Genomic DNA, 25,310 nt, shown 5'->3' with positions numbered 1-25,310 from the left:
GAAACCCTTAGTCATAGTGGCTAAGGGTTTTATATTTTGAAATAAAATGATTTCTATTAACATTCCGGAACGTTGACTGCAATGGCCAGTCCGCCTTCCGAAGTTTCTTTAAAACGGTCACTCATCGACTGAGCGGTTTCCCACATGGTCAGAATCACTTCATCCAATGTTACTTTTGCTTTCGTGGGATCACTTTCCAGTGCAATATTGGCTGCTGTAATGGCTTTCATCGCGCCCATCGTATTCCTTTCAATACATGGAATCTGTACCAGCCCTTTAATTGGATCGCAGGTTAATCCAAGGTGATGTTCCATCGCAATTTCTGCCGCCATCAATACCTGTCCTACACTTCCTCCTAAGATTTCTGTAAGTCCGGCTGCTGCCATTGCAGAAGATACTCCGATTTCCGCCTGACATCCTCCCATCGCTGCAGAAATGGTTGCATTTTTCTTGAATAAGGTCCCGATTTCTCCCGCTACAAGCAAGAATCTTATAATATCCTCCTCACTCGTAAATGGGGTAAATGCCTGAGAATACATCAATACCGCCGGAATAACTCCACTTGCGCCATTGGTAGGTGCGGTAATAATTCTTCCGAAGCTTGCATTCTCTTCATTCACAGCCAGTGCAAAGCAGGCAATCCATTTATTGATATTTGTAAAGTTCTCTTCAGCGTCTACCACCTGCTGGAACCATTCGTCTTTGTTTTTATAGATTTTATCTCCGAGCAGCTTTCTGTTGATCCCTGCAGCTCTTCTGGAAACATTCAGTCCGCCAGGAAGAACTCCTTCCTTATTGACACCTTTGTAGATACATTCTTTGATCTGCTGCCAGATATAAAGTGCTTCCTGCCTCGTTTCATCCTGGGTTCTCCAGCTTTCTTCATTCATGAAAATCAAATCTGACATTTTATCAAATCCCAGCTTTTCACAATATTTTGCAATATCTGAAGCTTTATGACAAGGATACAGCGTACGTACACACTGCTTCTGAATAGAGTTTTTTTCCTGACTGGCAATGAACCCTCCTCCTACAGAATAAAAATCCTGCACAAGTTCAGTTCCGTCTTCGAAAACAGCTCTGAAGATCATTCCGTTCGGATGAAAATCAAGGCTCTTTTTCATATTTAAAATCAAATGATGTCCGTAGATGAATGGAATTACCTTTTCACCACCAAGGTTAATGGTTTGAGTACTCTTGATGTAATCTATCTTTTCATCAATTTTTGAAGTATTGATCGTTTTAAAATCCTCTCCATTCAACCCAAGCATTCCCGCAATATCAGTTCCGTGCCCGATTCCCGTTTTTGCGAGTGAGCCAAAGAATTCAAGAAAAACCTCTTTAACTTCTTCTATTGATCTTTCTCTTTTTATAATCCTGATAAATGCTGCCGCTGCGTTCCAGGGTCCCATCGTGTGTGAACTGGACGGACCTATTCCTACTTTAATAATTTCAAAAACCGATATTGATTCCATAAATGATTCGTCATTTTCCTCAGAAACAAAGATACATGATAAATCCTGAAATATACCTTCAAATTTTTAATGATATCAACATATCGTCACAATATAAAAGCTATTGCAGGCATTCTTCATGCTGCGAAAGATCGAGCCCTTTATTTTCAGACTCTTCAGAAACTCTTAATGTGATCATGGAATCTGTAAGTTTATATAAAATTAATGAACCTAAAAAAGTAAAAACAGAAACCAAAACAAGGGCTGCCATATGATGAAGAAAAACATCAACCCCGCCATGGAGCAGACTTGCTTTTTCACCATGAGCAAAAATGGCGGTAAGAATCATTCCCATAATCCCTCCTACTCCATGACAGGCAAAAACATCAAGCGTATCATCTACTTTTTTTAAAACCTTCCAGTTCACCATCAGATTGGAAACGATTGCTGTGATAAATCCGATAAAAAGGCTTTCCTGAATGCTTACAAAACCGCACCCTGGAGTTATTGCCACCAATCCTACTACAGCTCCTATACAGGCTCCTAAAGCCGATACGCTTCTCCCATTGATTCTGTCAAAAAAGATCCAGGTCATCATCGCCGAAGCAGATGCTATGGTAGTTGTTCCAAAAGCGGTAGCCGCAGATGCAGATGCACTCAAAGCAGATCCGGCATTAAATCCGAACCATCCGAACCACAACATTCCTGTTCCCAGAAGCACATACGGAATATTAGACGGCTCATGGTGAGGATTCTTCCGGTTTCCTACCACCAAAGCTCCGGCAAGCGCAGCAAAGCCGGCACTCATATGCACAACGGTTCCCCCTGCAAAGTCTTTTACCCCGAAATATTTGTTTAAAAGACCCTCAGGATGCCACACCATATGACAAAGCGGTGTATAAATAAATATACTGAAAAGAACAATGAACAATAAATAAGATATAAAACGAACCCTTTCTGCAAAAGATCCGGTAATAATAGCCGGAGTAATAACAGCAAATTTCATCTGAAACAAGGCAAAAAGAATAAAAGGAATCGTGGGAGCCATCAGTTTATGGGGCAGATTTCCTACTCCTTTAAAAAAGGGATAACTGAGTGGATTTCCAATGATTCCGTAATGCTGTCCCGCCACCGTAATTCCAATAGATTCGCCGAAAGATAAAGAAAACCCTACGACTACCCAAACCATGGAGATAACGCCTAAGGCAATAAAACTCTGCAGCATGGTAGAAATTACATTCTTCCTTCCGACCATTCCTCCGTAAAAAAAGGAAAGCCCTGGTGTCATGAGCAAAACAAGTCCTGCCGCAGCCAGAATCCAGGCAACATCAGCGCCAACAATTTTATCTTCACTTAAAAATTCCCTTGTATCAGGAATATCGGCAGCCGGATTCCAGAATAATCCCCCAATTGCAACGATTGCGATAACAGAGAATGAAACGATCCATTTTAATCCTACTTTCATAAAATTTATATTTAACCCTATCAAATTTAAATATAAATTCCATAAAAACTACACTTTTAAACCAAACACCCCTAAAAAAATATTTAATCCATTACTTTTTCAGTTTTTTCAGAAAAAATCTCTGCCAGTATTTTGGAAACTTCTTTGGATTTAGTGGCCGGAAAAAGATGTGTTCCTCCTTTCACCACATAATTCGGATTTGAATAGCGGATGGGAAAAACAATGTCTTTATCACCTAATATCTGAATGACATTGGGATTCTCTTTAAATTTCCATTCGGAAACTTTTTCTACGGACCATTTGAGGTAATAAGGGTCTCTTACTTTAAAATATTGAAGGAGTTTCGGGTTTTTAGGATCAAAAAGCTTTCGGACAACGGCATATACATTGGCTGCTTTGTCGTTGAACAAACCTACAGGAAGTATTCTTGGAATTTTGGTAATCTCCCCTGTCCTGATGAATCTGGATTTTTCCCTGTCCGATTTTATACTTCCTAGGATCACTACTTTTTCTGCAGGTTTCAATTGATTAATCTCCTGTACAATAATCCCTCCGAAAGAATACCCCAACAGACAGAAAGGCTCGGAATCATCTACTTTTTCCGCCATTCTTTTAACATAAGCATCGAAAGGCTCATTTTTTTCAGGAATCAGCCAGTCTATAAAAATCAATTCACAGTGTTTGGGAAACTCTATTCTTTCAAGAACCTTGAAGTCTGCTCCCAGACCGCTTACGATATAAATTTTCATACCACTAATTTATAAAAAATACAGAAACAAGAGAAGTGCGGGATCAGATCTTTAAATAAAGAAAATAAAAAAAGCAGTCCTTACGAACTGCTCCTCTGTATCAATAGAATATATTTACTTTTTCTTTTTCGGAACTCTATTCTCGTTATCCAGCATTTCTGTGGAAACTTTAAACTGAATGTCCATTTCGTTTTTAATGAAATAATCTTTCAATGAAGACTGATAGAATACTTTAAAGTCTCTTCTGTTCAGGGAGAACTTCGCGGATTCAATAGAAGTTGTGAACTGGGTAACGTATACATTCGCTGGGAAAGAAATTGTTTTTCTTACTCCTTTAAGGGTAAGGTCACCGTACACTGTAGAATTGTATTCACTGTTTGCCAAAGGAATAATTTTAGTCAAATGGAATTTTGCAATGGGGAATTTTTTTACTTCAAAAAAGTTTGAGCTTTTCAGATCGTTGGTAAGCTTGATCTGATCCTCATCAGAAACATCTCCCGCCATCATACTTCTCATATCGATAATAAACTCTCCATCCACCAGGACCGTATGGTCAAAGTTAAATTTTCCACTTTTCAGCTTTACTGTTCCTGAGTGGGAAGTTTCTTCAGTTTTTACCACTTTATACCCCCACCATCTGATCTCTGATGAAGTCACTTTTGACACTTTATCAAATTTCTTCTGGGCAGAAACAAATGACATGCTTGCGCACACCATAGCAAACAATAGTAATCTTTTCATTCTTTTTTATTTACAATTCAACAAAAATAAAAAAAAGTGTAGAACTTCTACACTTTTAATAATCTTTTTTTGATTAATTTATTGAGCAGTTACCTTTACAAGCATATCAATATCATCTTTCACAAAAACGTCCTGCATCGTAGACTTGTAAGCTACATCAAACTTCTGTCTGTCGAAAGAGAATTTGTTGGATACTAAACTTACTACTCCTTTGCTGTAAGAAATCTTCGCAGGGAAAGAGATCGGGCTGGTTTTTCCTTTTACAGTAAGGTTTCCTGTTACAAGAGAGTTGTAGATTTTATCATTGTTTTTCTTTACTCCTGTAATTTTGAACGTTGCTGTTGGGAATTTTTCAACCTCAAAGAAGTCACCATTCTTAAGGTGCCCGTTTAATTTCTGCTGGTATTCTCCTGTAAGATCAGTAGAACTGATAGTAGTCATATCCAATACGAAGCTTCCACCTACCAATTGGTTTCCTTTCATTACCATATCTCCGGACTTCACTTTTACAGTACCGTCGTGAGAGCTGGCCTCAGATTTTGCTACTTTGTATCCCCACCAGTGTACATCAGATGCTACTACTTTTTTTGACTGTCCGAAAGCTAAACCTCCGGCTAAAACTGCTAATAAAAATATTTTTTTCATTGAATAGAGTTGTTTACTTATTTAACAATACAAAGGTAGGTATCTTATTCAATAGATTTCATTGATGTATATCAATAAAATTTATAATTTTCATGAATAATATCATCTCATAAAAAAACTCCGAATTCCTTCGGAGCTTTGTTTTATACCTGATAGTAAGCCGTATAAAGTGCTATACCATTTAATGCAGTGTGGTTTTGCTTGACCAGATAGATTGGAATGTTTTTAAGCATTTCCTCCATTTTATCACTGATCTTGAATTTCTCATAGAATTTCGCTTTATCAATATATTCTGCAATCATCTGTGGAATATCTCCGGCAATCAGTAATCCTCCCGTAGCTTTTAACTTTAATGTTAAGTTATTGGCCTCTCTAGCCAGGAACTCAAGGAAGGTATCCAAAGCGATTCTGCAGATCAGTACATTTTCCTCAACAGCCGCTTTATAAAGTTCTTCTACAAAATTTCCCTGCGCAAGACGTTCTCCTAACCATTCCGGTTCCGGATGTCTTTTCACATCTCTCAGGAATCTGTAAATATTGAATAACCCTGACTTGGATAGCACATTTTCCCAGCTTACAATACCATAGATATTATTTAAGAACTGGTAAAATTCAACTTCTACGTTGGTTCTTGGCGAAAACTCTGAGTGCCCTCCTTCTGTTGCAAAAGGTCTCAGGTATTTTCCGTCAAAGAAATATCCGGCTTCTCCTAATCCGTTTCCGGGAGCCAGAACTGCTACATTTCCTTTTTCAAGGTGTCCGCTTGTATAGATCGCTTCAAGATGATTATCTTCAAGAAGAGCCATTCCATAAGCAGAAGCCTCCAGGTCATTCAGCATATCTACTCTTTCAAACCCGAAATCGCGAGTATATTCGGCAATATCTAAATGCCAACCTAGTCTTGCAGGACTGCTTTTCCCGTCCAATACAGGACCTGGCACTGCCATTCCCAGACGTTTTACATTTTCAAGCTGATTATCCTGAATAAACTTCTTTAAAATATCTGAAAAGGAAGCATATTCTTTGGTTGCATATGTATTTTCTACTTTTATCTCAAGACCTCCGTTCCCGGAAACAAAATAGCCTAAGATTGTTATATCTTCACGGAGACTTGCTCCAATGATAGAAACACTATCATTATTACTGTTCTCTACTCCTGGTAAATAAAGTGGAAATTTTGGATTCAGAATCATAACCTCAAATTTTACCAAATATAATAATTGTTTTTGTAAATCCTGCACAGAACAAAAAAACCTTTTCACTTTCGTGAAAAGGTTTTGGTTAATAATTGTTTATATATTAAATCTAACTACTTTCCTAATGGAATATTGTAACCGAATCCTACCCCGATATTCCCCACATTATAGTCCTGACCTGGCAAATCTCCTTTAGTACCTACAAAAACCTTTTGGTATTGTACGAAGAAGTTCCAGTCTCTGTTGTGGTATCCGATCTCCGGTTTAAGGTAGAAACCTCCGCCTGCTCTTTCAACGTTGGTATTGGATGCTACAGCTTTATCTCCAACTAAAAATCCGTATCCTAAATCAGTTCCGAAATAGAAACCGGTTTGTTTTGGATAAATTCTGATTAAAGCAGCTACAGGAACTATTCCTACATCATTGTTTTTATATCCGTTGTTGTCTTTTCCAAAATAATGAGTATATCCTGATGCGATACCCAGCCCAAATCCCGGTGTAATCAGATTCTGGTAAGCTACATCCACTCCTACTGCTGCAGAAAGGTTATCTGCGGGAACTGCTAAACCAACATTTGCACCTACCTTGATCATATTGTTCATTTGAGCACTTTGGGCGCTTACGATACCTGCTGTTAAAATACCAGCCAGTACTATTGCTTGTTTAAACATTTTCATAACTCTAATTTTTTAATTTTACTAAACAAGAGGATGTAAAAATCATGCCAAGCCAAGACATTCAATTGATTTTAACATTAATAAAATTTATAAAATAATGAATGTCAACACTTTAATTTTAACAAAAATTAAATATTTGTTTAACAAATTTTATCAAAAACTGACCTCAAAAAGTGAATTATAGAAAAAAGAAAGGAGGAAAGAAAATGGAAGCCAGAAGTAATATGCTTTTATATGAAAATTCACGTTTGTTATAATGAAAGTAAAGAGAAATTTCTCCTTCCTTTACACCATAACTTCCAGCTTCATTTTCTTCCCTCTTCCAGCCTAAAAACAATATTAACAATCCTTAACCCGTTATGAATTTTAACCTTCTTCTTAGAATTACATCAAAAAATAAATTCTCCATGATGGCAGATTCATTAGTAAAAAACAAGCATCTTCTCTGGCGGGCAGGTTTTGGTGTTGGCGTTAATCAAATTAATGATTTGAAAAATAAAAACATTAAAACGTTGATGAATGAATTATTTAAAGAAGAAAGCTTCAGCGAGATCACTTATGATACTCTCGATCCGGTTTCGGCAGCAGATTATATGAACAGTACGGCTCCTGCGGAAAAGAAAAAAGAAATGCAGCGGATCAACAGGGAACAAAATAACGAACTGAACCTGAACTTCCTGAACGCCATCGTTAACAGCAAGGAACAGATGAGGGAAAAGATGGCGTTTTTCTGGCATGGACATTTTGCTTCAAGAGTGATCAATCCAAAGTTCAACAAACAGCTTTTAAATACAATCAGGAAAAATGCACTCGGCAATTTCAGAGATCTGCTTTTTGAAGTAAGCCAGTCACCTGCCATGCTGAATTTTCTGAATAATCAACAGAATAAAAAAGACCATCCTAATGAGAATTTTGCCCGTGAAGTGATGGAACTGTTTACCATGGGAAGAGGAAATTACACTGAAAAAGATGTAAGAGAAGGTGCCAGAGCTTTTACAGGATGGAGTTATGATAAAGAAGGAAATTTTAAAGAAAGAAAAAATCTCCATGATGAAGGCAGCAAAACTTTCCTGGGAAAAACAGGCAACTTTGACGGGAGCGATGTGCTCCATATGATTCTGGAACAAAAGACAACAGCTCAGTTTATTACCACAAAGATCTATAAGTTTTTTGTGAATGAAAAAGTGGATCAGGATATCGTCCATACACTCAGTACAAACTTCTACAATTCAGGATATGACATCAAAAAACTGATGACTGAGATCTTTTCAAGCACCTGGTTTTATGATCAGAAGAATATCGCAAACAGGATAAAATCACCTATAGAACTGATGGCCGGTATGATGCGAATCCTTCCTATGCATATTCAGAATCCTGAAAACCTCATCGTGTATCAGAAATTACTGGGGCAAATGCTGCTTTATCCGCCCAATGTAGCAGGGTGGCCGAACGGCAAGGCATGGATTGACAGTTCTACCCTGATGCTCAGGCTTCAGATTCCGCAGATCTGGTCCGGACTCCGTCCTTTGGAATACAGTCCCCGCCAGGATGATGATATCGATATGGGAATGAAATCCCGGGAAACAGCTTTAAACAAAAGTTTTAAAAATCCCAATATCACCATCGACTGGCAGCGTATTGAAAAGATTTTCGCCAGTAAAAACTGTGAAGATTATCTTTTGCAGAATACTCAAACTCTGGATATGAATTCTGTAAGGAATTTTTCTGACAAGAGTATCAAAATGAATGTCATCAACCTGATGTCTACGCCGGAATATCAGTTATGTTAGGTGAAGGTTTTAGGTTGCAGGTAATAGCTGTCGCAAAATAACTTGGCTACCCCTGATTTATTTTCTGCTGCTCTAAAATATAATGCAGCCCAGTCCTGTAACGTACAACCTGCTACCTGTCATCTGCCACCTTAAAACCCTAAAAGCAAAATTATGTTAATCAAAAGAAGAGAATTCCTCAAAATAAGTTCCCTGGCTACGGCTTCTATGCTGATACCTAATTTCTTAAAAGCGATGACGCTGGATGAAGCTTTGAATCCCAGTCAGAATATTCTGGTCGTTCTTCAGTTTACGGGTGGAAATGACGGGCTGAATACTATTATTCCGGCAAAAAATGATATTTATTTCAGGGAAAGGAAGACTCTGGCTATACAGGATTCAATACCACTTACGGATGAAGCAGGGATTAATCCTTCTCTCTCCTATTTTAAAGAACTTTTTGATAACGGAGAGCTTTCTGTGATGAATAATGTAGGATATCCCAACCCGGATAAGTCGCATTTCCGAAGCATGGATATCTGGCAGTCGGCAAGCAGAAGTGATCAGTTTCTGGAAACAGGCTGGCTGGGACGTTTTCTGGACGAAGAATGTTATCACTGTGATCATCCTACACAGGCACTGGAAGTAGATGATATGCTTAGTCTGGCCCTAAAAGGTGAAAATAACAAAGCTTTTGCCTTTAAAGATCCCAAAAGACTCTATCAGACCAGCCAGGAAAAATATTTCAAATCTCTTTATGACCACCATCACGATGATGAAACGGTATCTTACCTTTATCAGACTTTAGGCTCTACCATTAATAATGCTGATTATATTTTTGAGAAGAGCAAAGCCAGAAAGACGGAACAAGCCTATCCCAGTTCTCAGCTGGGAAAAGACTTCAAAACGGTAGCTTCTTTAATAAAATCTGACATTAATACCCGGGTATACTATCTTTCGATCGGAAGTTTCGATACGCACGTCAACCAGAATGACCGGCAGAAAAAGTTATTCAATGATATTAATGAAGCGGTAAAATCGTTTGTTGCTGATATGAAAAGTAATGGGCTCTTCAAAAATATCCTGCTAATGACATTCTCAGAGTTTGGCCGTCGTGTGGCACAGAATGCCAGTAACGGAACCGATCACGGAACTGCCAATCAAATGTTCTTTATCAGCGGAAACCTTAAGAAAAAAGGATTATTGAACGCCCTTCCTGATCTGCAGAATCTGAATGATGGCGATCTTATTTATAAGGAAGATTTCAGAAAAGTATACGCAACAATCCTGAAAAACTGGCTTAAAGCAGACTCTTCCAAAGTATTGGGATGGAAAGAAGGGATCTATGATTTTGTGTAGGGAAACCGCAAAAGTCACAAAAGTTTTTTTTTAAAAGAAGTTTTTATGTAAGAATTAAATAATAAAGATGTTGAGATTCCTAAGGAATGACACAATTGGAATGATGATATATCCACACAGTTTGTCATTCCGTAGAAATCCAGCCTTTGCTATTAGGAATACAAGAACAATCCTGTCCAATACACCAACTGAAGACGTGAAAATTCCCATCCTCCGGAGGGCGGCGAAAATTCAAAGAATTTTTGACGGGGTGGTCTTCAGCACTCATTAAAAAGATCCATTACCAACAAAAAAAGAGACTGTGCATGGTTATGACAGTCTCTTTTCAATAATTTTAAATGTAAACTACTTTTACGTTTAAGCCGTAATCTGCTTTTTTTCGTTCTCTTTCTCTTCCTGTTTTTTATCTATTTTCTCAGATATTTTTTTAACGATATACTCTATCGCCAGTGGTGCTATGATTGCAATTAATGCTTTAAATATTCTTGATTTCATAATTAATTTGGTATTGTTAAGGTAATAATACAATTTCCAAGCCAAGATAAAATGTCAAAATAAATAATCTGCAATAACGCTTTATGAATTGCACATTAAATAAGTTAGTTTTCCTCAGGAACAACCAGACTCTGATAGTTTTTACATCCTGCATTGAATTTTTCCTCCATCTTCAGCCGTAGTTTTTTAGGCTTGTGTACAATCAGAGAGTCTCCAAATCCAAGTAAGAGCCTTTCCAGTTCATAATTAATCTGAACACATATTTTAAAAAGAGTTCCCTCATGATCTTCCTTTATGATCTCCTGACTTTTATGAAGCGGTTTTGTTTTCACATAAGGGGCATTTCCTGAATCTACCCAAAAGACTACATTCCTTGGATCCATTGATTCTGAAACAGTAACCCCAACAATATCTTTAAAGTATTCATCGCCATCCAGCTCCTTGTCAATATATACAATACTGTCATCTGTTTCAATACTTTCCATTCTGTCCAGTGCCAGATTGTACATTTTCTGTTTGTAAAGACAGATCAGAAACCAGCGGTTGTTGAATTCCTTCAGCAGCTGCGGATGTACTGTAAAAATATTGGATTCCCTTGCCGTAAAGCTTTTGTAAAGGATCTTCAGTACTTTTTTATTAGCAATACTTTCATACAGAATATCAATATGTTCCAGCCCTTTCAACTGTTCATTTTTATCCAGATGAATAATAGATTTCTGGCTGGTGGCATGAATAGAATCTTCCAGTTTCTGGATCACTCCATTCATTTCTTTGAACATAGAAAAGTCTTTAAATTGTTTTAAAATCTGAACTGCATTGTTCATTGCTTTCAGATCACTTTCATTCACAGAAATATTATGAATGCTGTACTCCGGATCACTGTAACGGTAGTATTTTCTTTCGTAAACTTCAATAGGAGCTTCATACCCGAATTTTTCACTCCGCATATTCTGAAGATCAAGCTGAACGGTTCTCTTACTTACAAAAGATTCTTTTCCCTCAAATTCAAACAATGCTTCCGAGCATTCATCAATGAGATCTTCAAGCGTGTATTTCCTGTATTTATTTTTAAGACATTTATCTAATGTTTTATACCTGATCAGAGCATTTTTATTGGATGACATACCTTAGTGTTTAATGATTGGGTGTTTTAAATAAAAAATTACTTTTGTCTGCTCTTTTCTTATAATTATTTTTCTTTTAAAGCATTGGCATCAAAAGTAATTCCTTCCCAGCCGGATTTCATAAAGTTCCGGATATTCTGATGATCAGTTCCTTCAGGATTTTTCAGGACATCCTCTCTGTAAAACTCACCAAACAGCCAAAGTGTCTCTTCTTTTGTCAGATCCTTAATGCTTGCAAAACTGAAAACCTTGCATGAACCGTTGTTCTGTCCGGCCTGGTTGGTGGTATCACCGTTTTGAAATGCAGTAGGAGTAAATTCATAATGCTCATCAATATGAGCGATCACATCATTAAACTGGATGGTTTCCGGGAAATGTTTTAATTGTTCTAATAATACCATGAGCCTTGTTTTTTATTTTATACTATGTTTACGAGTCTGCCAATGTGCTTTTTCGTCTTTTTAATAAATTTTTGTAAAAATAATTAAAATTTCTTTATCTACGCAAAACTATTGCGCAATAATGATATTACTTTGCATCATCAAAATGAAACAATATGGAATTTAATGGAAATCATTTAATCGAATTAGGATATAGACCGGCAAAATGGTTTAAGGATGCCATTACCTATATCAACGAGAATAAATTGGATGAACATCAGATCGCAGAATATCTGGTACAGTTCAAACAGCCAGATCTTATTCCGCTTCATGAAACAGCTAAAGATTTTATAATCAATATACGTGCAGAACACGAAAGTGAAAATGATAATGTGGACAAAGTAATCAAAACCATGAAAGTTTTGATGAAAACTCCCACTCTGGTTGGCGGAGCTTTAATGCCGGACGCCTGCCCTACAGGTCCTGAAGGCCAGATTCCGGTGGGAGGAGTGGTCGTGGCTCAAAATGCCATTCACCCGGGATTCCATAGCGCCGATATCTGCTGTTCAGTGATGCTGACGGATTTTGGAAAGACAAATCCTAAAGATGTCCTGGATGCAGCACATTCTATCACTCATTTCGGATACGGAGGAAGACCAAGAGGCGAACAGATGCCGATGTCTCAGGAACTGATGGATGCTTTCAGAGAAAATAAGTTCTTAAATGATGAAAAACTAATCAGTATCGCCCGTTCTCATATGGGAACCCAGGGAGACGGAAACCATTTCCTTTTCGTTGGAATTTCCAAAAATACCGGAAACACAATGATGGTAACCCATCACGGATCAAGAGCTCCGGGTGCTGCCTTATATGATAAAGGAATGAAGACCGCCAACCGTTTCAGACAGGAAATCTCCCCTGAAACATTAAGAGAAAACGCCTGGATTCCTTATGATACAGATGAAGGTAAATCGTATTGGGAAGCCCTTCAATTAATAAGACAATGGACCAAAGAAAATCATACTTCCCTTCATGATGCCGTGCTGAATAAGCTGGAAATGGAGAAGGAAAACAGGTATTGGAACGAACATAACTTCGTTTTCAGAGATGGAGACCTGTTCTATCATGCAAAAGGAGCTACTCCGCTGGATGATAAGTTCATGCCTGATATCACCGGACCAAGACTGATTCCGTTGAATATGGCAGAACCGGTATTGATTGTTCAGGGAAAGACCAATGAAAGAAACTTAGGTTTTGCTCCGCACGGCGCAGGAAGAAATTTCAGCAGAAGCCAGCATAAGAGATCGTTGGCTCATAAAACGACCGAGGAGATCTTCAATGAGGAAACAGCAGGATTAGATATCCGTTTCTATTCCAATGAGATTGATATTTCTGAACTTCCGAGCGCTTATAAAAGTGCGAAGAATGTAAGAGCACAAATAGAAGAATACGGACTTTGTGAAGTTCTGGATGAAGTGATGCCTTACGGATGTATTATGGCAGGAGATGTTCAGAAGAATGCTCCATGGAAGAAAAAGAAGAAATTCAGAAAAGCATAATTTTTATGTTTAAAATTGTTTAAACTTATTTAAAAACTTGCTTACTATTCAAACCTAACGGGTTTTAGAAACCCGTTAGGTTTGAACAAAAACAATAACCAAAATTTCACAGCACTAAAAAGTTATTTAAAAAAAATTCAAGGCAAAGAAAGTTCCTATATTTCCAGATTTACTTTCCGCCTTTTTACAAATTATAAGGCAAAGGGAGTTCCTATATTTTTTGGAAAAATACTCCCCGCTTTTTATAAACTATAGGTAAAAGGAGTTCCTATACCCTTCACTTTTAATGAATCTACTCCTCACTTATTTTTTAAACTTAAAACAATGAAAACACTACAATTATTCAATGCTGTACTGGCCAGAAAATCTGATGAAAAACCATTTATTTCCGATGATGGTTTCATGATTGAACCGGATGCTCTATGGGCAAAAAATGAGATCATCTCTTTTTATGCAAAGGAAAAATTAAATGGAAATGATTTGAATAAGACCTTTCATAAATCCTGGGAGAAAATAAAAAAAGCTTCCAGAATTGATTTATTGATTGAACAGATCACCCATTATATGTCAACGTATGGAAGTAATTTCCAAAGTGAAATCTATATTCCCGATGAAATATTGGATGTTCCTGATATGAAGCTGGTTTTTAAAGTTATCAAAGCCTGCTCTGTGGAAGAAATGCAGGAAAAATGTCTTGCTCTTTTAAGATCAGGAATTGCTTTAAAAGAAGAAACCATTGATGATTTGCTTTCTATTTTACATACGGAGCTGGAATATGATTTTACAGGAAAAGAAAACATCAGAAATAAAGAAGCGATTATAAAAATTGCTGACTTATATGATATTTACCCTGAAAATCCTGTTGAATTCTTGCGTTATGTCATTTATAAAACGACGAACACTACGCTTTTAATCAAAAATGATGATTTGATTAATTTAATCAAGCAGAGTAATTTCAATCCGACATATCTTTTTGAAAGCTTTGGAATGGAAAAAATGGCGGAAATTTTCAACAGATTCAAACCATTATTTCTGGCTTATAAAAACAGAGCACCCAAAGCGATCAATAAAATATCAAAGTTATCTAAGGTTCATCATAAACCATTGGTTTCAAACCCACTGAACGATGCTACCAATACATTACTGGAAAACAGCGATTGGCACTGGCTGGAAAATGCGACACCGTTTGCATTATTCAAAGCATTGTCAGCATGCTACTCAAGAATGTACGGTCAGGATACATTTGTTTACAGAATCCGAAACGGAAAATCATGGACTAAAAAAGGTAAGGAAACTTACGTGAATCAGTTCAATTATGATTTCATTCTGGACTTTTTGAAACTGAAGTATGAAAACCTATCCGGAAAGAAATTCTATTTCCCTGAGAATATAGAATTCGCATTGCCAACTTCTGAAAAGATGTTTGTTGGAAATATTCCTACCGGAACCCGTTTTTATGCGGATAGGCTGGCTGTAGGTATTTATTGGGAAAACCAATGGGGTGCCAATGACCTTGATCTTTCAGGATTGAACATCGCAGGAAAAATAGGTTGGAATGCCGCTTATAACCATGGTAACGGACAATTGATGTATTCAGGAGATATGACGTCTGCTCCCAACGGTGCGGTTGAATATCTTTATGCCAATAAAGGTCTTTGTGAGCCAACCCTTGTTATGAACAACGTTTTCAGCGGAGATGCGAACTGCGGATATAAAATTGTGATCGGAAAAGGGGATGATATTTCCTACGATTATATGATGAATCCTAATCATCTCTTTGCTGAAGCCAGATGTAATTCTGTTCAGAAGCAAATGATTCTGGGAATGCTGGTGACAAAGAATGAAAAACAATGTTTCGTACTGTTGAATTTCGGAGCCGGACATGCTCATGTTTCAGGAAATAGCCAGATTTCTGCAATGGCAACAAGTGCATTATACCAGCAATGGTATGAAGCGATGCCTTTCAATGAGCTTATCAAAGAGCTTGGTGGTGAGATTACGACAGAAAAAGCGGAAGCTGATTTTGATTTCTCACTGGAAAGCCTGGAAAAAGATAGTTTTATCAGAATTTTTAAATAAATTCTATGGCGTCATCTGATGGTATCGGGTGGCGTTTTTTATAATGGTATGGTTAGGGAAATGTTGAGAACCACCCCGTCAAAAATTCTTTGAATTTTCGCCATCCCTGCGGGGAGGGAAATTTTCACATATTCAGTTGGGAGAATGGTGGGGATTGTACTATTTCTGTGTATGTTTTTTACAGGATTGTGGCTGGATTCCGACGGAACGATACAATTAGAATGATGGTCTATCCACACAGTTTGTCATTCCGCAGGAATCCAGCCTGCAAAGTGTAATCTTTAACAGACGGACTAAAGTCCGTTCCTATTGAATAAAACTTTTACCGTAATTATACATTCACCTTCTTCACTGAAAAAACTCCTTCATTCACTTGAATAATCACTTTCCTTCCATAATCAATCTGAACAGCAAACATATTCTCCAATGGAAACTGAAGCACCGCCTGAAAGATCAGACGAATAACTCCGGCATGCGTAATTATAAGTGCTTTTTCCAGATCTTTTCTTTGAATGAATTCATTCCAGAAGCTGAGAACGCGTTTTTGCATTTCCAGAAGACTTTCACCGTCTGATGCTTTTACACTCACAAAATCTTTGTACCACGGATTGATTTCTTCTTCTGGAATATCCGTCCATTTTTTCATTTCCCAGTTCCCGAAATTCATTTCGCGAAGCCTTTCATCTGTTTGATAATCAAGCTTAAAAAAATCAGCTAAAAGACGGCAACGTTGAGAAGGACTTGAAATAATTACATCATAATTATCATCAAGGTTCAACATTGTAAAATCTTCAGTGAAATCTTTACGTAAAGGCATTTCCGCAAAACCATAACACCGGTTTTCCGGATTGTCTACAGCAGTATGACGGATCAGATGAATTTCCATACGATGATTGTTCCTAAATAAAATAAAACTTCACAAACCTGCTGTACAGAACCCAGACAATCTCCCGTGTAACCTCCGATATGTTTTTTAAAATACCAGCCCAAATAGATTTTCCCCACATACGCGAGAGCAAAAGCAAAAATCAAATGCCAGTCCTGAACCAGGGCAAATGCAATTAAAACACTGATAAATCCTACCAGCAACGCCATCTTATCCAACGGTTTATTGGCTAAAGGCTTTGATTTGCTTACATCAATATCGGTAACATACTGGTGAGTATAGATCATCGTTCCTGCAATAAAACGGCTTACCGTATGCCCTAAAATAACAATGAGTAAAACGCCCACCGGATTACTCATTCCCAGGGTCTGAATACTATAAAATTTTAAAGCAAAAAGCAATATGATCCCTATTGTACCATAGGCTCCTACCCGACTGTCCTTCATAATCGTCAGGATTTTTTCCTTTCCATATCCGCCTCCGAAACTGTCACACATGTCTGTGAAGCCGTCTTCATGAAAAGCTCCGGTCAGCAAAACATTAGAAATCATCATTAAAACAATCCCGATTTCAAGATTAAAAAGCAGTGTAGAAAGATAAAGAACCAAAGCGTTAATAAACCCTACGATCAAGCCTACCCAGGCAAAATATTTCTGGGATTTATTCATAATCTCACTGGAGTACGGGATGGTAAACGGAACCGGAATTCTTGTGAAAAACATTAACGCCGTAGCAAAGTAAATCAGTTCATTCTTGAGAATTTTCATCTGTTCTTTTTTAATACAAAAACTGGATTAATCAATTTTCGTAAAATTAGGAAAGCTTTTAACAATGATAAAGAGATCAATGAAAAAAATTAAAAACATGAATCTTATCACCTTAAATCTGTCCTTTTTATCTCTGAAGTATTTTTACTTTTGCTCCATTAATAACCATGAAAAAATAACAAATGAAAAAAGCGTATTTCGTTGGATTATGTCTTATATCCATCGTAAGCTGCTCGGCTCCCGGTGATGAACTGGACAATTTAAATGAAGCCCAAGCCTTAAATGCATCCGGCAATAACATAATAGCGAAAGGAGGCTTCAGAGACACTCCTGATACCCCAACTCCTCCTCCTGCAGGAATCTGGACTAAATTTTTCTCTTTAACTAATCCTATTTATGGGTTTTACAGTAACGATACTAAAAAACATTTGTACATTAACTCTCCTCGGGTAGAAATGCTTCCAAAATCATATTCAGGATTGAGTTATTATTATCTGGAAAGATTAATAGGCTCTGCAGATGGGCCTGGCCCGGCAATTTCAGCATGGTTCAATACCATTACTAATGATCAGGTATTAACAACCAATCCTAATGAGATCAATGGACAAAGCAACTGGAAAGAAAGCAACCTTGGTACCAGTTATAATGGTGACGAGCCGGGAAGTTTTCCGATTTACAGGTATTTCAATGGTGATAAAAAGACGCACTTCTACACCAGAGATAAAAATGAATTGGGAGATGGAAAAGACGGCTATGCTTATGAAGGGATTGCATTCTACCTTAAAGATTCACCACCTAAAGATTTTAGAATCCGTGACGGAGAATTTTTCCAGGATAACAGTACAGGAAGTCTTTACATCGTATTTGAAAGTACCCTGAGACGTATTGAATCCTTTGCAGTAATCAATAATCTGTTTGCTGTTCAGGGCAAAGCCTATCTGATTTCTAAAGTGAATATAGAAGAATACACCGGAGAAAGAGGAGCTGATATCACTTCTTCGACCCAACTTGTACAAAATACCAATGATGGCAAAATATATTTGGTTGACGATGGGTTATACAGATATATTCCATCTATGCAGATATTTAACACCTATAAATTCAATTCGGATGCTATTCAACATAAGCCCGTACGAATGATGTTTACAGGGAAAGATATTGCTAAAACTTACTAGTATTTTTCATTTTTATACAATAAAAGGGGCTTCATTGCCCCTTTTATTGTATAAAACTAAGATGATTTGTTGGAAATATGAGCATCTTCAAAGCTTGACATTTCATTCAGGAAATTAACCGCACTCTGAATAATCGGATAAGCCAATGCACAACCTGTACCTTCTCCGAGGCGTAGATTCAGATTAAGAATAGCCTGCTCTCTCATTAACCCCAACAACTGAGGATGGGCATTTTCATTGCTTACATGACAGAAGATACAGTTGTTCAACACTTCAGGATTCTTTTTCCAGACTGTAGCTACAGCAACCGTTGCGATAAATCCGTCTACCATGATCAGCATATTGTGGTGATAAGCTTCTTCTATGGCTCCAATCATTTGGGCAATTTCTAATCCGCCAAATGTTTGGGCAATTTCATCCTCAGTCATTTCAGCCGGATATTTTTCAATAGCTTCTTTTAAAATACTGACCTTATTGTCTAGCTGATGATCATTCAGTCCCGTTCCACGTCCGATACAATTGACAATTGGAATATCAAAGAGCTTGCTCATCATCAAAGAAGAAGCGGAAGTATTCCCGATTCCCATTTCTCCAAAGCCAATGATATTGCAGCCTTTCTTAGCAATATCATTCACCACTGCTTTTCCATTTTTAAGCGCCTGATGGTATTCTTCAGGAGTCATGGCAGGTTCTTCCAGAATATTACGACTGGATTTTCTTACTTTTTTATCAATGAGATTCAGTCCTTCTGGAAAATCAAAGTTCACTCCCGCATCTACAATTTTAATGTTGATACCATTCTGTCTGCAAAAAACATTGATGGCAGCACCTCCGCCAAGGAAGTTCATCACCATCTGATAGGTGACCTCCTGTGGATAAGCACTTACTCCTGCAACAGCAATCCCATGATCGGCCGCAAAAACTACCATATGAGGATTCAATAACTGTGGTGAAGTGGTTTTCTGAACCATTCCGATTTTGTGGGCAATATGTTCAAGATGTCCTAATGCGCCTAACGGTTTTGTTTTAAAATCAATTTTATGCTGTAATTCTGATGATAACATGGATGTTTATAGTTACGTTAAATGGAAAAGTGCAATATTAGTAAAATTCAATGAGTCTTTTTCTTTTGTCTTGACACAAAAGAAACAAAAGGTCAAGACCTTGAAAATTGAGCTAAAAATAAAATGTGCTCTCTAAAAATTCTAAACTCGTGCGAATTCATTATTACTTTTTTGTATCAATATATTCGTCGCACTCAGACAGGAGAATTTTCTTAACGTTCACAAAATTTATTTTTTTAACGCCCAATTTTCAAAAGTCAAAAAATTTTAGCCCTCAATATTCACTTACTCACAAACCCGAACCCCGCAACTCTCAAACTCTCCCACACTCAAACCCTAAAACCCGTCCCCATGAAACCCGGATCCCGCAACAAAAAAACAACGTAAGAACATTGCGTACCTCATCTTTTACTTTGCGCTATAAATACAAAACAATGACACCAAAAATACTTGAAAAAATAAAAGAAATAGAAGCAGCAAGGGGCGTGGAAGTCCTTCTTGCTGTAGAATCAGGGAGCAGAGCCTGGGGTTTTGCGTCTCCTGACAGTGATTATGATATACGTTTTATATACCGTCACAACAAAGATTGGTATCTTTCTCCCTGGGATAAGGATGAAACCATAGAATTTATGACAGAAGATGATCTGGATGGTTCCGGTTGGGATCTGAGAAAGACCTTTCATCTTTTGCTGAAATCGAATGCGGCTTTACTGAGCTGGTTCTATTCTCCTATCGTATATAAAGCGAATGAAAGGTTTGTAGAACTCTTTAAACCTTTGGCTGATGCCTGCTTTTCTCCGGTAGCGGTTTCTTATCATTATCTGAGCATGAGCAAGAAATATCTGGAAGCCTGCAGACATGATGAAGTAAAATTAAAAAGTTACTTTTATTGTTTACGAACCACATTAACAGGAAAATGGATCATAGAAAAAGGAACGGTTCCTCCTGTACTGTTCAGTGAGCTGCTTGTTTTAACAGATAACAAAACCAGACGGAAAATAGAAGATCTTGTTGCCTTAAAAGCAACCAAAGGAGAATCTTACTACCATCCGAACGATTGGGAACTGTTTGATTTTCTGGAGAGAACAGTCGCTGAAAATGAAGAAAAATCGAAAGGTTTACCTGGAGGAAAGGCGGATAAAGGGGGGATGGAGAGGTTTTTTAGGGAGATATTAAAATAGAAAATAACATAAAAAGCTTATTTTACATAAAAAAAAATAAAAGATACAGATGAAAAATATAATCGCTCTTTCTCCCATGTATACGGAAGATAGCAATAATTTGAAAAAAGCATCGCTCACTTCTTCTTATGAACTGAGTCGTTTCAATGCAAAATGGAATGTTCCGGAGGAATTTCGTGCGGATGTAGTAGCAGTCTATGGTGAAGATATTTATGCAGAAATTGTAGCAGAGCAATGTAATCTAACATTAACAAAGCCCAATGATAACTGGCTCTCAAACATTTCAGAAGAATTTACAAAACGGAAAATTGTTTACGGAAAGTTGAAAGACTTCGTACATGAAGAAAATATTTTTATCAAATGTTCGGATTTTAAAAGCTTTAAAGCAGGAGTTTTCGATAAAGTTACAAATATCAAAGGCTTTGAAACACTTGATCTGGAAAGTATGGTTTTCACTTCTGAAGTAGTGGAATGGGAACTTGAGGTTAGATGTTTTGTTTTGAATAATGAAATTAAAACTTATTCTTCTTATTGGAGAAATAATGCTTTCGACACCAACCCGCTTTCTGAACCGGAACAAAAAGATTTGTTTGAGTTTTTCGGCAGGTTTATTACACAATATGCTGAAACACTTCCAAAAGCAATCGTTCTGGATTTCGGGATTATTAAAGGAAAAGGCTGGGCTTTAATTGAAGCAAATCCTGCATGGTGTTCCGGGTTGTATGCCTGTGATGCAGAAAAAGCTTTGGAAGTAATTTTAAACAGTTGCATTAAAAATTAGATCTCAAAAATACATATATATTGATTTTATAAATGACCATCCAAGACCTAAAAAATAAAAACCTCCTCCTCTTCGAAGTCATTTCCGGAAGCAGAGCTTTCGGGTTGCAACGGAAAATTCTGATACGGATATCCGCGGGGTATATTATCTGCCGAAGGAAGATTTCTTTGGACTGAATTATATTCCGCAGATTTCCAATGAAACGAATGATATCACCTATTATGAAATCGGGAGATTTGTAGAACTGCTTCAGAAAAACAATCCTAATATTCTGGAAATTCTGGCAAGTCCGAAAGATTGTATTCAGTACAAGCATCCGTTGATGGATTTATTGAAAACAGAAGATTTTCTTTCAAAACTGTGCAAAGATACCTTTGCAGGTTATGCTGTTTCCCAGATTAAAAAAGCAAAAGGACTCAATAAAAAGATTGTCAATCCGATTGATAAAGAAAGAAAATCGATCCTGGACTTCTGTTTTATTTTGGAAGGACAAGGTTCTGTCCCATTGAAAAGATGGCTGGATGAGGCTGGTCTCTCACAGGAAAAATGCGGATTGATAAACATTGACCATACCAAGGGAATGTTCGCTTTATTTTATGACGAATCGGGAACATTGGGATATAAAGGAGTTATTCAGAATGAAGAAGCGAATCAGGTTTCTGTATCCTCTGTTCCTAAAGAGGAAAAACCGGTTGCTTACCTGTATTGCAATCTTGATGCGTATTCTGTGTATTGCAAAGATTACAGGGAATATTGGAAATGGGTGGCTGAGCGTAATGAAGACCGTTACAACGTTAATCAGACTCACGGACAGAATTACGACAGCAAGAATATGATGCACACCATCCGGCTGCTGCAGTCCTGTGAACAGATTTTTAAAACCGGGTCACTGACAATCCGTGTAGATAACCGTGGCGAACTCTTAAATATCAAAGCTGGAAACCAGTCGTATGAAAACGTCATGCAAAAAGCAGAAAATATGATAGAATCCATAGAAAGTCATTATTCTACCACCACTCTACCCGACGCTCCGGACCTGGAGAAAACCACAAAAATATTAATTCAGATCAGAGAAAAACTGTATAATAATGAATGATGAATGGTGGGAATGGTGGGATTGGTGAACTTCATCACTCCCACTCTCAAACACTCTCACCCCGTACCCCGCAACCCGCAACTCTCATCCACACAATCAAACCCCGAAACTCGCACCTCGTACCCCGCAACTCTCCACCACACTCACTTACCCTCAAACGCTCCCGCTCTCAAACACTCAAACCCGAAAACTCACTTCTTAGACGCCTTTGCCACGGGATTATAATCCAAACATATTTTAATCCAATACTCAAAGTCATCAGGTTTTTGAAAACCGATGGGTTCTACATAGCAATAGCCATTTAACTGTTTCCCTTTCATGATCATTGGAAGAAAGCCTTTCTTTTCGGAAACCTCATCTTCCAGCTCCGGATCATAACGGCACATCAGGTTATCATGACTGATGTTGATGCACATCTTTCCGTTCACCAGAAAAGACAGTCCGCTGAACATTTTCTTTTCCTCGACCTCTATATTATTTTCCATAGAAAGCCGTTCACGTACCCGGTCGGCAAGTTCTGTACTGTAAGCCATGATTTCAATTTTTTTTGATCTATCCCTTTTAGTAATAATGGTTTCGACAAGCTCAGCCTGACAACGCTTCAAAATTTCGGCTGGTATTCCGGTTTGCCACCCTGAGCCTGTCGAAGGGTATCAATAAGAAAACCTTTGTTAATCATTAAGCTCGAGTATTAATTAAAGGGATAAGTTGATCAACTTTTTTATATTAAAATTAATTAAAAACTGTGATTAACACGTTATTTTTTTAATATTATTGATGATCTCAGAATTTAAAAATTAAAATTTTATTTAAATAAATTATTGTTTTACGATAATTAATTATACATTTGCAATAGTAATTACAATTCATACCATGAACCAGACCAAAATTATTTCAAGGATTTTATTTTATATCTGTGCCTTACTTTCGGCCGGATATCTGATCACTTTTGGGTATTCCTTATTCTGTCTGATGAGCGGATTTGCGGTCACGCCTTATAAAGAAGGACAGTTCCTTCACATCAATTATCCGTTTACAGAACAACCGTTTCTGAATATCGAAAACAATTATCCTTATATGATCTTTTCCTTTATGTTGGTGCTTATCACTTATGGAATCTTTTTCTGGTTATCTGCCAGGGTTTTCAAAGTGTTTTTCCAACAAAAACTGTTTACTCAGGAAAATATCACTCAGCTTAAGAGATTTTACCTGTATAATATTTTCATTCCCCTTCCACTGGTTATTGTCGCGAGTTTCTTTGTGGAAGTAGAAAGTATCATATGGGGACTGGTGTTTATTCACTGTATGCTTGGAATTTTCTGCCTGTTTCTTGCGAATATCTTTAAGCAAGGACTACATTTGCAAAACGAACAAGACCTATTTATTTAAAATGCCAATTATAGTCAACTTAGATGTGATGCTTGCCAAACGAAAAATGCAGAGTAAAGAATTGGCAGAAAAACTGGGTATCACGCCCGTGAACCTCTCTATCCTGAAAACCGGCAAAGCCAAAGGTGTCCGCTTCGATACCCTTGAAGCCATCTGCAAAATCCTGGAATGCCAGCCGGGAGATATTCTTGAATTTAAAGAGTAAACGGGATTCGGGGTGCGAGTTGCGGGGTTGGAGAGTTTGAGGGTGAGAGCGTTTGAGAATGATCTGTAAAACTTCCACTTCTAACTTCTAGCTTCCAGCATCCAGCATCTAGCTTCCTACCTTCAGCCTCAAGCCATTTCTAACTTCTAAAATTGCTGCCGTATGGCCGCCTGTCCTTCTATTACCCAAACACAACGTTATGAACACATTAACCATCAACAATCTTAGCCTTACCTATAAAAATGGATTTCAGGCGATTAAAAACATTTCACTCGACATCAAAAACGGAATGTTTGGACTTCTTGGTCCCAACGGAGCCGGAAAATCTTCTTTGATGAAAACCATTGTCGGACTTCAGAAACCTACCTCCGGAACAATACTTTTCAACGGAGTGGACATCGCCAAAAACCCTGATTATATTAAACAGAATCTGGGATTTCTCCCACAGGATTTCGGAGTATACCCAAAAGTTTCCGCGTATGATCTATTGGAACATATTGCCGTATTGAAAGGGATTACCGACAAAAACGAACGTAAAAAACAAATTCTGGGCTTGCTGGAAAAAGTCAACCTTTCTGATTTTGCTAAAAAAGAAGTTCATACCTTTTCTGGGGGAATGAAACAGCGTTTCGGTGTAGCCCAGGCCTTATTGGGAGATCCGAAAATTATTATTGTAGATGAGCCAACAGCAGGATTGGATCCTGAGGAACGCAACCGCTTCAATACACTGCTCAATGATATCAGTCAGGAGGTTATTGTTATTCTGTCTACCCATCTCGTTGAAGATGTAAGAAATCTTTGCTCAGAAATGGCGGTGATGAACCATGGGCAAATCCTTCGAAAAGGAAATCCGGGAAAATTGATTGCAGAGCTGGACAATAGAATCTGGTCAAAACCCATTGACAAAAATGAACTGGAAAGCTACCATTCCAGTTATGAAATCATCAGCAGACAGCTTTTGGAAAGAGAACTTCACATCACTGTATTTTCTGAAGAACCTCCGAAAGACTTCAGTCCGGTAACCCCATTGCTGGAGCACGTTTACTTCCATACACTCACCCAAAAACCTTAATC

24 protein-coding genes and 1 pseudogene are annotated in these 25,310 nt (G+C 37.7%); 11 read left to right on the top strand and 14 right to left on the bottom strand.

Annotated elements, in window-relative coordinates; genetic code table 11:
* Positions 1-56 precede the first annotated feature (56 nt).
* The 7 genes from V0410_RS21795 to V0410_RS21765 form a co-directional block, all read right to left on the bottom strand.
* Positions 57-1,475, bottom strand: a complete 1,419-nt coding sequence (locus V0410_RS21795; protein ID WP_110009219.1) for an L-serine ammonia-lyase — start codon at positions 1,473-1,475, stop codon at positions 57-59.
* 100 nt (positions 1,476-1,575) lie between these two features.
* The gene (locus tag V0410_RS21790) at positions 1,576-2,919 is read right to left on the bottom strand and encodes an ammonium transporter (RefSeq protein WP_330745606.1); all 1,344 of its coding nucleotides are present in this window, start codon (positions 2,917-2,919) and stop codon (positions 1,576-1,578) included.
* 83 nt (positions 2,920-3,002) lie between these two features.
* A complete protein-coding gene (locus V0410_RS21785) occupies positions 3,003-3,668 on the bottom strand; it encodes an alpha/beta hydrolase (protein ID WP_330745605.1) in 666 nt (221 codons plus the stop codon).
* 114 nt (positions 3,669-3,782) lie between these two features.
* Positions 3,783-4,409 carry a YceI family protein gene (locus V0410_RS21780; protein ID WP_062671303.1) on the bottom strand — a complete coding sequence of 209 codons (627 nt, stop codon included), beginning with the start codon at positions 4,407-4,409 and terminating at the stop codon, positions 3,783-3,785.
* A 78-nt stretch (positions 4,410-4,487) separates the two neighbouring features.
* Complete coding sequence (locus V0410_RS21775; protein WP_202839591.1) at positions 4,488-5,054, bottom strand: YceI family protein; 567 nt, start codon at positions 5,052-5,054, stop codon at positions 4,488-4,490.
* Between the two features lie 143 nt (positions 5,055-5,197).
* On the bottom strand, positions 5,198-6,247 hold the full coding sequence (locus V0410_RS21770; protein ID WP_330745604.1) for a glucokinase: 1,050 nt from the start codon (positions 6,245-6,247) through the stop codon (positions 5,198-5,200).
* Between the two features lie 116 nt (positions 6,248-6,363).
* Positions 6,364-6,927 carry a hypothetical protein gene (locus V0410_RS21765; RefSeq protein WP_330745603.1) on the bottom strand — a complete coding sequence of 188 codons (564 nt, stop codon included), beginning with the start codon at positions 6,925-6,927 and terminating at the stop codon, positions 6,364-6,366.
* 359 nt (positions 6,928-7,286) lie between these two features.
* Here V0410_RS21765 and V0410_RS21760 point away from each other — a divergent pair, with 359 nt between their 5' ends.
* Together V0410_RS21760 and V0410_RS21755 are read left to right on the top strand one after the other, a co-directional pair.
* Positions 7,287-8,717 carry a DUF1800 domain-containing protein gene (locus tag V0410_RS21760; RefSeq protein WP_330745602.1) on the top strand — a complete coding sequence of 477 codons (1,431 nt, stop codon included), beginning with the start codon at positions 7,287-7,289 and terminating at the stop codon, positions 8,715-8,717.
* Between the two features lie 153 nt (positions 8,718-8,870).
* Positions 8,871-10,055, top strand: coding sequence for a DUF1501 domain-containing protein (locus V0410_RS21755; protein WP_330745601.1), 1,185 nt, complete (start codon positions 8,871-8,873; stop codon positions 10,053-10,055).
* Positions 10,056-10,412: 357 nt separating this feature from the next.
* Here the strand turns inward: V0410_RS21755 and V0410_RS21750 are convergent, their stop codons facing one another.
* The 3 genes from V0410_RS21750 to V0410_RS21740 form a co-directional block, all read right to left on the bottom strand.
* Complete coding sequence (locus V0410_RS21750; protein WP_167348772.1) at positions 10,413-10,550, bottom strand: hypothetical protein; 138 nt, start codon at positions 10,548-10,550, stop codon at positions 10,413-10,415.
* Between the two features lie 104 nt (positions 10,551-10,654).
* Complete coding sequence (locus V0410_RS21745) at positions 10,655-11,674, bottom strand: helix-turn-helix transcriptional regulator (RefSeq protein ID WP_330745600.1); 1,020 nt, start codon at positions 11,672-11,674, stop codon at positions 10,655-10,657.
* A 65-nt stretch (positions 11,675-11,739) separates the two neighbouring features.
* Positions 11,740-12,075, bottom strand: coding sequence for a HopJ type III effector protein (locus tag V0410_RS21740; RefSeq protein WP_227944084.1), 336 nt, complete (start codon positions 12,073-12,075; stop codon positions 11,740-11,742).
* A 155-nt stretch (positions 12,076-12,230) separates the two neighbouring features.
* Here V0410_RS21740 and V0410_RS21735 point away from each other — a divergent pair, with 155 nt between their 5' ends.
* Together V0410_RS21735 and V0410_RS21730 are read left to right on the top strand one after the other, a co-directional pair.
* Positions 12,231-13,613: an RtcB family protein gene (locus V0410_RS21735; RefSeq protein ID WP_330745599.1), complete on the top strand. Its 1,383-nt coding sequence runs from the start codon at positions 12,231-12,233 to the stop codon at positions 13,611-13,613.
* A 324-nt stretch (positions 13,614-13,937) separates the two neighbouring features.
* Complete coding sequence (locus V0410_RS21730) at positions 13,938-15,692, top strand: hypothetical protein (protein ID WP_330745598.1); 1,755 nt, start codon at positions 13,938-13,940, stop codon at positions 15,690-15,692.
* A gap of 331 nt (positions 15,693-16,023) precedes the next feature.
* On the opposite strand, the gene V0410_RS21725 is transcribed toward V0410_RS21730, so the two are convergent.
* Positions 16,024-16,578: a histidine phosphatase family protein gene (locus V0410_RS21725; RefSeq protein ID WP_330745597.1), complete on the bottom strand. Its 555-nt coding sequence runs from the start codon at positions 16,576-16,578 to the stop codon at positions 16,024-16,026.
* Positions 16,563-17,345: an adenosylcobinamide-GDP ribazoletransferase gene (locus V0410_RS21720; RefSeq protein WP_330745596.1), complete on the bottom strand. Its 783-nt coding sequence runs from the start codon at positions 17,343-17,345 to the stop codon at positions 16,563-16,565. Before V0410_RS21720 ends, V0410_RS21725 begins: the two co-directional genes overlap by 16 nt.
* A gap of 182 nt (positions 17,346-17,527) precedes the next feature.
* Here V0410_RS21720 and V0410_RS21715 point away from each other — a divergent pair, with 182 nt between their 5' ends.
* The gene (locus tag V0410_RS21715; RefSeq protein WP_330745595.1) at positions 17,528-18,520 is read left to right on the top strand and encodes a hypothetical protein; all 993 of its coding nucleotides are present in this window, start codon (positions 17,528-17,530) and stop codon (positions 18,518-18,520) included.
* A 56-nt stretch (positions 18,521-18,576) separates the two neighbouring features.
* Here the strand turns inward: V0410_RS21715 and cobT are convergent, their stop codons facing one another.
* Positions 18,577-19,584, bottom strand: a complete 1,008-nt coding sequence (gene cobT, locus V0410_RS21710) for a nicotinate-nucleotide--dimethylbenzimidazole phosphoribosyltransferase (protein WP_330745594.1) — start codon at positions 19,582-19,584, stop codon at positions 18,577-18,579.
* A gap of 434 nt (positions 19,585-20,018) precedes the next feature.
* Here cobT and V0410_RS21705 point away from each other — a divergent pair, with 434 nt between their 5' ends.
* From V0410_RS21705 to V0410_RS21695, 3 genes and pseudogenes are all read left to right on the top strand, one after another.
* Complete coding sequence (locus V0410_RS21705; RefSeq protein WP_330745593.1) at positions 20,019-20,765, top strand: nucleotidyltransferase domain-containing protein; 747 nt, start codon at positions 20,019-20,021, stop codon at positions 20,763-20,765.
* Positions 20,766-20,814: 49 nt separating this feature from the next.
* Positions 20,815-21,546, top strand: a complete 732-nt coding sequence (locus V0410_RS21700) for an ATP-grasp domain-containing protein (protein ID WP_330745592.1) — start codon at positions 20,815-20,817, stop codon at positions 21,544-21,546.
* Positions 21,547-21,578: 32 nt separating this feature from the next.
* Positions 21,579-22,642, top strand: a pseudogene (locus tag V0410_RS21695) (nucleotidyltransferase domain-containing protein).
* 191 nt (positions 22,643-22,833) lie between these two features.
* Here V0410_RS21695 and V0410_RS21690 read toward each other — a convergent pair.
* Complete coding sequence (locus V0410_RS21690; RefSeq protein ID WP_330745591.1) at positions 22,834-23,175, bottom strand: TfoX/Sxy family protein; 342 nt, start codon at positions 23,173-23,175, stop codon at positions 22,834-22,836.
* A 340-nt stretch (positions 23,176-23,515) separates the two neighbouring features.
* Here V0410_RS21690 and V0410_RS21685 point away from each other — a divergent pair, with 340 nt between their 5' ends.
* The 3 genes from V0410_RS21685 (at position 23,516) to V0410_RS21675 (ending at position 25,308) form a co-directional block, all read left to right on the top strand.
* Entirely contained in the window at positions 23,516-24,031 is a 516-nt protein-coding gene (locus V0410_RS21685; RefSeq protein ID WP_330745590.1) for a DUF2975 domain-containing protein, read from the top strand.
* A 1-nt stretch (position 24,032) separates the two neighbouring features.
* Positions 24,033-24,236: a helix-turn-helix domain-containing protein gene (locus V0410_RS21680; protein WP_002980904.1), complete on the top strand. Its 204-nt coding sequence runs from the start codon at positions 24,033-24,035 to the stop codon at positions 24,234-24,236.
* A 199-nt stretch (positions 24,237-24,435) separates the two neighbouring features.
* On the top strand, positions 24,436-25,308 hold the full coding sequence (locus V0410_RS21675) for an ABC transporter ATP-binding protein (protein WP_330745589.1): 873 nt from the start codon (positions 24,436-24,438) through the stop codon (positions 25,306-25,308).
* Positions 25,309-25,310: the final 2 nt, after the last annotated feature.

The organism is Chryseobacterium sp. CP-77 (assembly GCF_036362765.1).
Classification (GTDB): domain Bacteria; phylum Bacteroidota; class Bacteroidia; order Flavobacteriales; family Weeksellaceae; genus Chryseobacterium; species Chryseobacterium cupriresistens.
Note: the sequence above shows the minus strand (reverse complement) of the source record. Positions and strands in the feature narration are given on the sequence as shown.

Excerpts from the sequence above, each read along its gene's own strand:
- V0410_RS21795 (WP_110009219.1), bottom strand. The coding sequence starts at position 1,475 with ATGGAATCAATATCGGTTTTTGAAATTATTAAAGTAGGAATAGGTCCG.
- V0410_RS21790 (WP_330745606.1), bottom strand. The coding sequence starts at position 2,919 with ATGAAAGTAGGATTAAAATGGATCGTTTCATTCTCTGTTATCGCAATC.
- V0410_RS21785 (WP_330745605.1), bottom strand. The coding sequence starts at position 3,668 with ATGAAAATTTATATCGTAAGCGGTCTGGGAGCAGACTTCAAGGTTCTT.
- V0410_RS21780 (WP_062671303.1), bottom strand. The coding sequence starts at position 4,409 with ATGAAAAGATTACTATTGTTTGCTATGGTGTGCGCAAGCATGTCATTT.
- V0410_RS21775 (WP_202839591.1), bottom strand. The coding sequence starts at position 5,054 with ATGAAAAAAATATTTTTATTAGCAGTTTTAGCCGGAGGTTTAGCTTTC.
- V0410_RS21770 (WP_330745604.1), bottom strand. The coding sequence starts at position 6,247 with ATGATTCTGAATCCAAAATTTCCACTTTATTTACCAGGAGTAGAGAAC.
- V0410_RS21765 (WP_330745603.1), bottom strand. The coding sequence starts at position 6,927 with ATGAAAATGTTTAAACAAGCAATAGTACTGGCTGGTATTTTAACAGCA.
- V0410_RS21760 (WP_330745602.1), top strand. The coding sequence starts at position 7,287 with ATGAATTTTAACCTTCTTCTTAGAATTACATCAAAAAATAAATTCTCC.
- V0410_RS21755 (WP_330745601.1), top strand. The coding sequence starts at position 8,871 with ATGTTAATCAAAAGAAGAGAATTCCTCAAAATAAGTTCCCTGGCTACG.
- V0410_RS21750 (WP_167348772.1), bottom strand. The coding sequence starts at position 10,550 with ATGAAATCAAGAATATTTAAAGCATTAATTGCAATCATAGCACCACTG.
- V0410_RS21745 (WP_330745600.1), bottom strand. The coding sequence starts at position 11,674 with ATGTCATCCAATAAAAATGCTCTGATCAGGTATAAAACATTAGATAAA.
- V0410_RS21740 (WP_227944084.1), bottom strand. The coding sequence starts at position 12,075 with ATGGTATTATTAGAACAATTAAAACATTTCCCGGAAACCATCCAGTTT.
- V0410_RS21735 (WP_330745599.1), top strand. The coding sequence starts at position 12,231 with ATGGAATTTAATGGAAATCATTTAATCGAATTAGGATATAGACCGGCA.
- V0410_RS21730 (WP_330745598.1), top strand. The coding sequence starts at position 13,938 with ATGAAAACACTACAATTATTCAATGCTGTACTGGCCAGAAAATCTGAT.
- V0410_RS21725 (WP_330745597.1), bottom strand. The coding sequence starts at position 16,578 with ATGGAAATTCATCTGATCCGTCATACTGCTGTAGACAATCCGGAAAAC.
- V0410_RS21720 (WP_330745596.1), bottom strand. The coding sequence starts at position 17,345 with ATGAAAATTCTCAAGAATGAACTGATTTACTTTGCTACGGCGTTAATG.
- V0410_RS21715 (WP_330745595.1), top strand. The coding sequence starts at position 17,528 with ATGAAAAAAGCGTATTTCGTTGGATTATGTCTTATATCCATCGTAAGC.
- cobT (WP_330745594.1), bottom strand. The coding sequence starts at position 19,584 with ATGTTATCATCAGAATTACAGCATAAAATTGATTTTAAAACAAAACCG.
- V0410_RS21705 (WP_330745593.1), top strand. The coding sequence starts at position 20,019 with ATGACACCAAAAATACTTGAAAAAATAAAAGAAATAGAAGCAGCAAGG.
- V0410_RS21700 (WP_330745592.1), top strand. The coding sequence starts at position 20,815 with ATGAAAAATATAATCGCTCTTTCTCCCATGTATACGGAAGATAGCAAT.
- V0410_RS21690 (WP_330745591.1), bottom strand. The coding sequence starts at position 23,175 with ATGGCTTACAGTACAGAACTTGCCGACCGGGTACGTGAACGGCTTTCT.
- V0410_RS21685 (WP_330745590.1), top strand. The coding sequence starts at position 23,516 with ATGAACCAGACCAAAATTATTTCAAGGATTTTATTTTATATCTGTGCC.
- V0410_RS21680 (WP_002980904.1), top strand. The coding sequence starts at position 24,033 with ATGCCAATTATAGTCAACTTAGATGTGATGCTTGCCAAACGAAAAATG.
- V0410_RS21675 (WP_330745589.1), top strand. The coding sequence starts at position 24,436 with ATGAACACATTAACCATCAACAATCTTAGCCTTACCTATAAAAATGGA.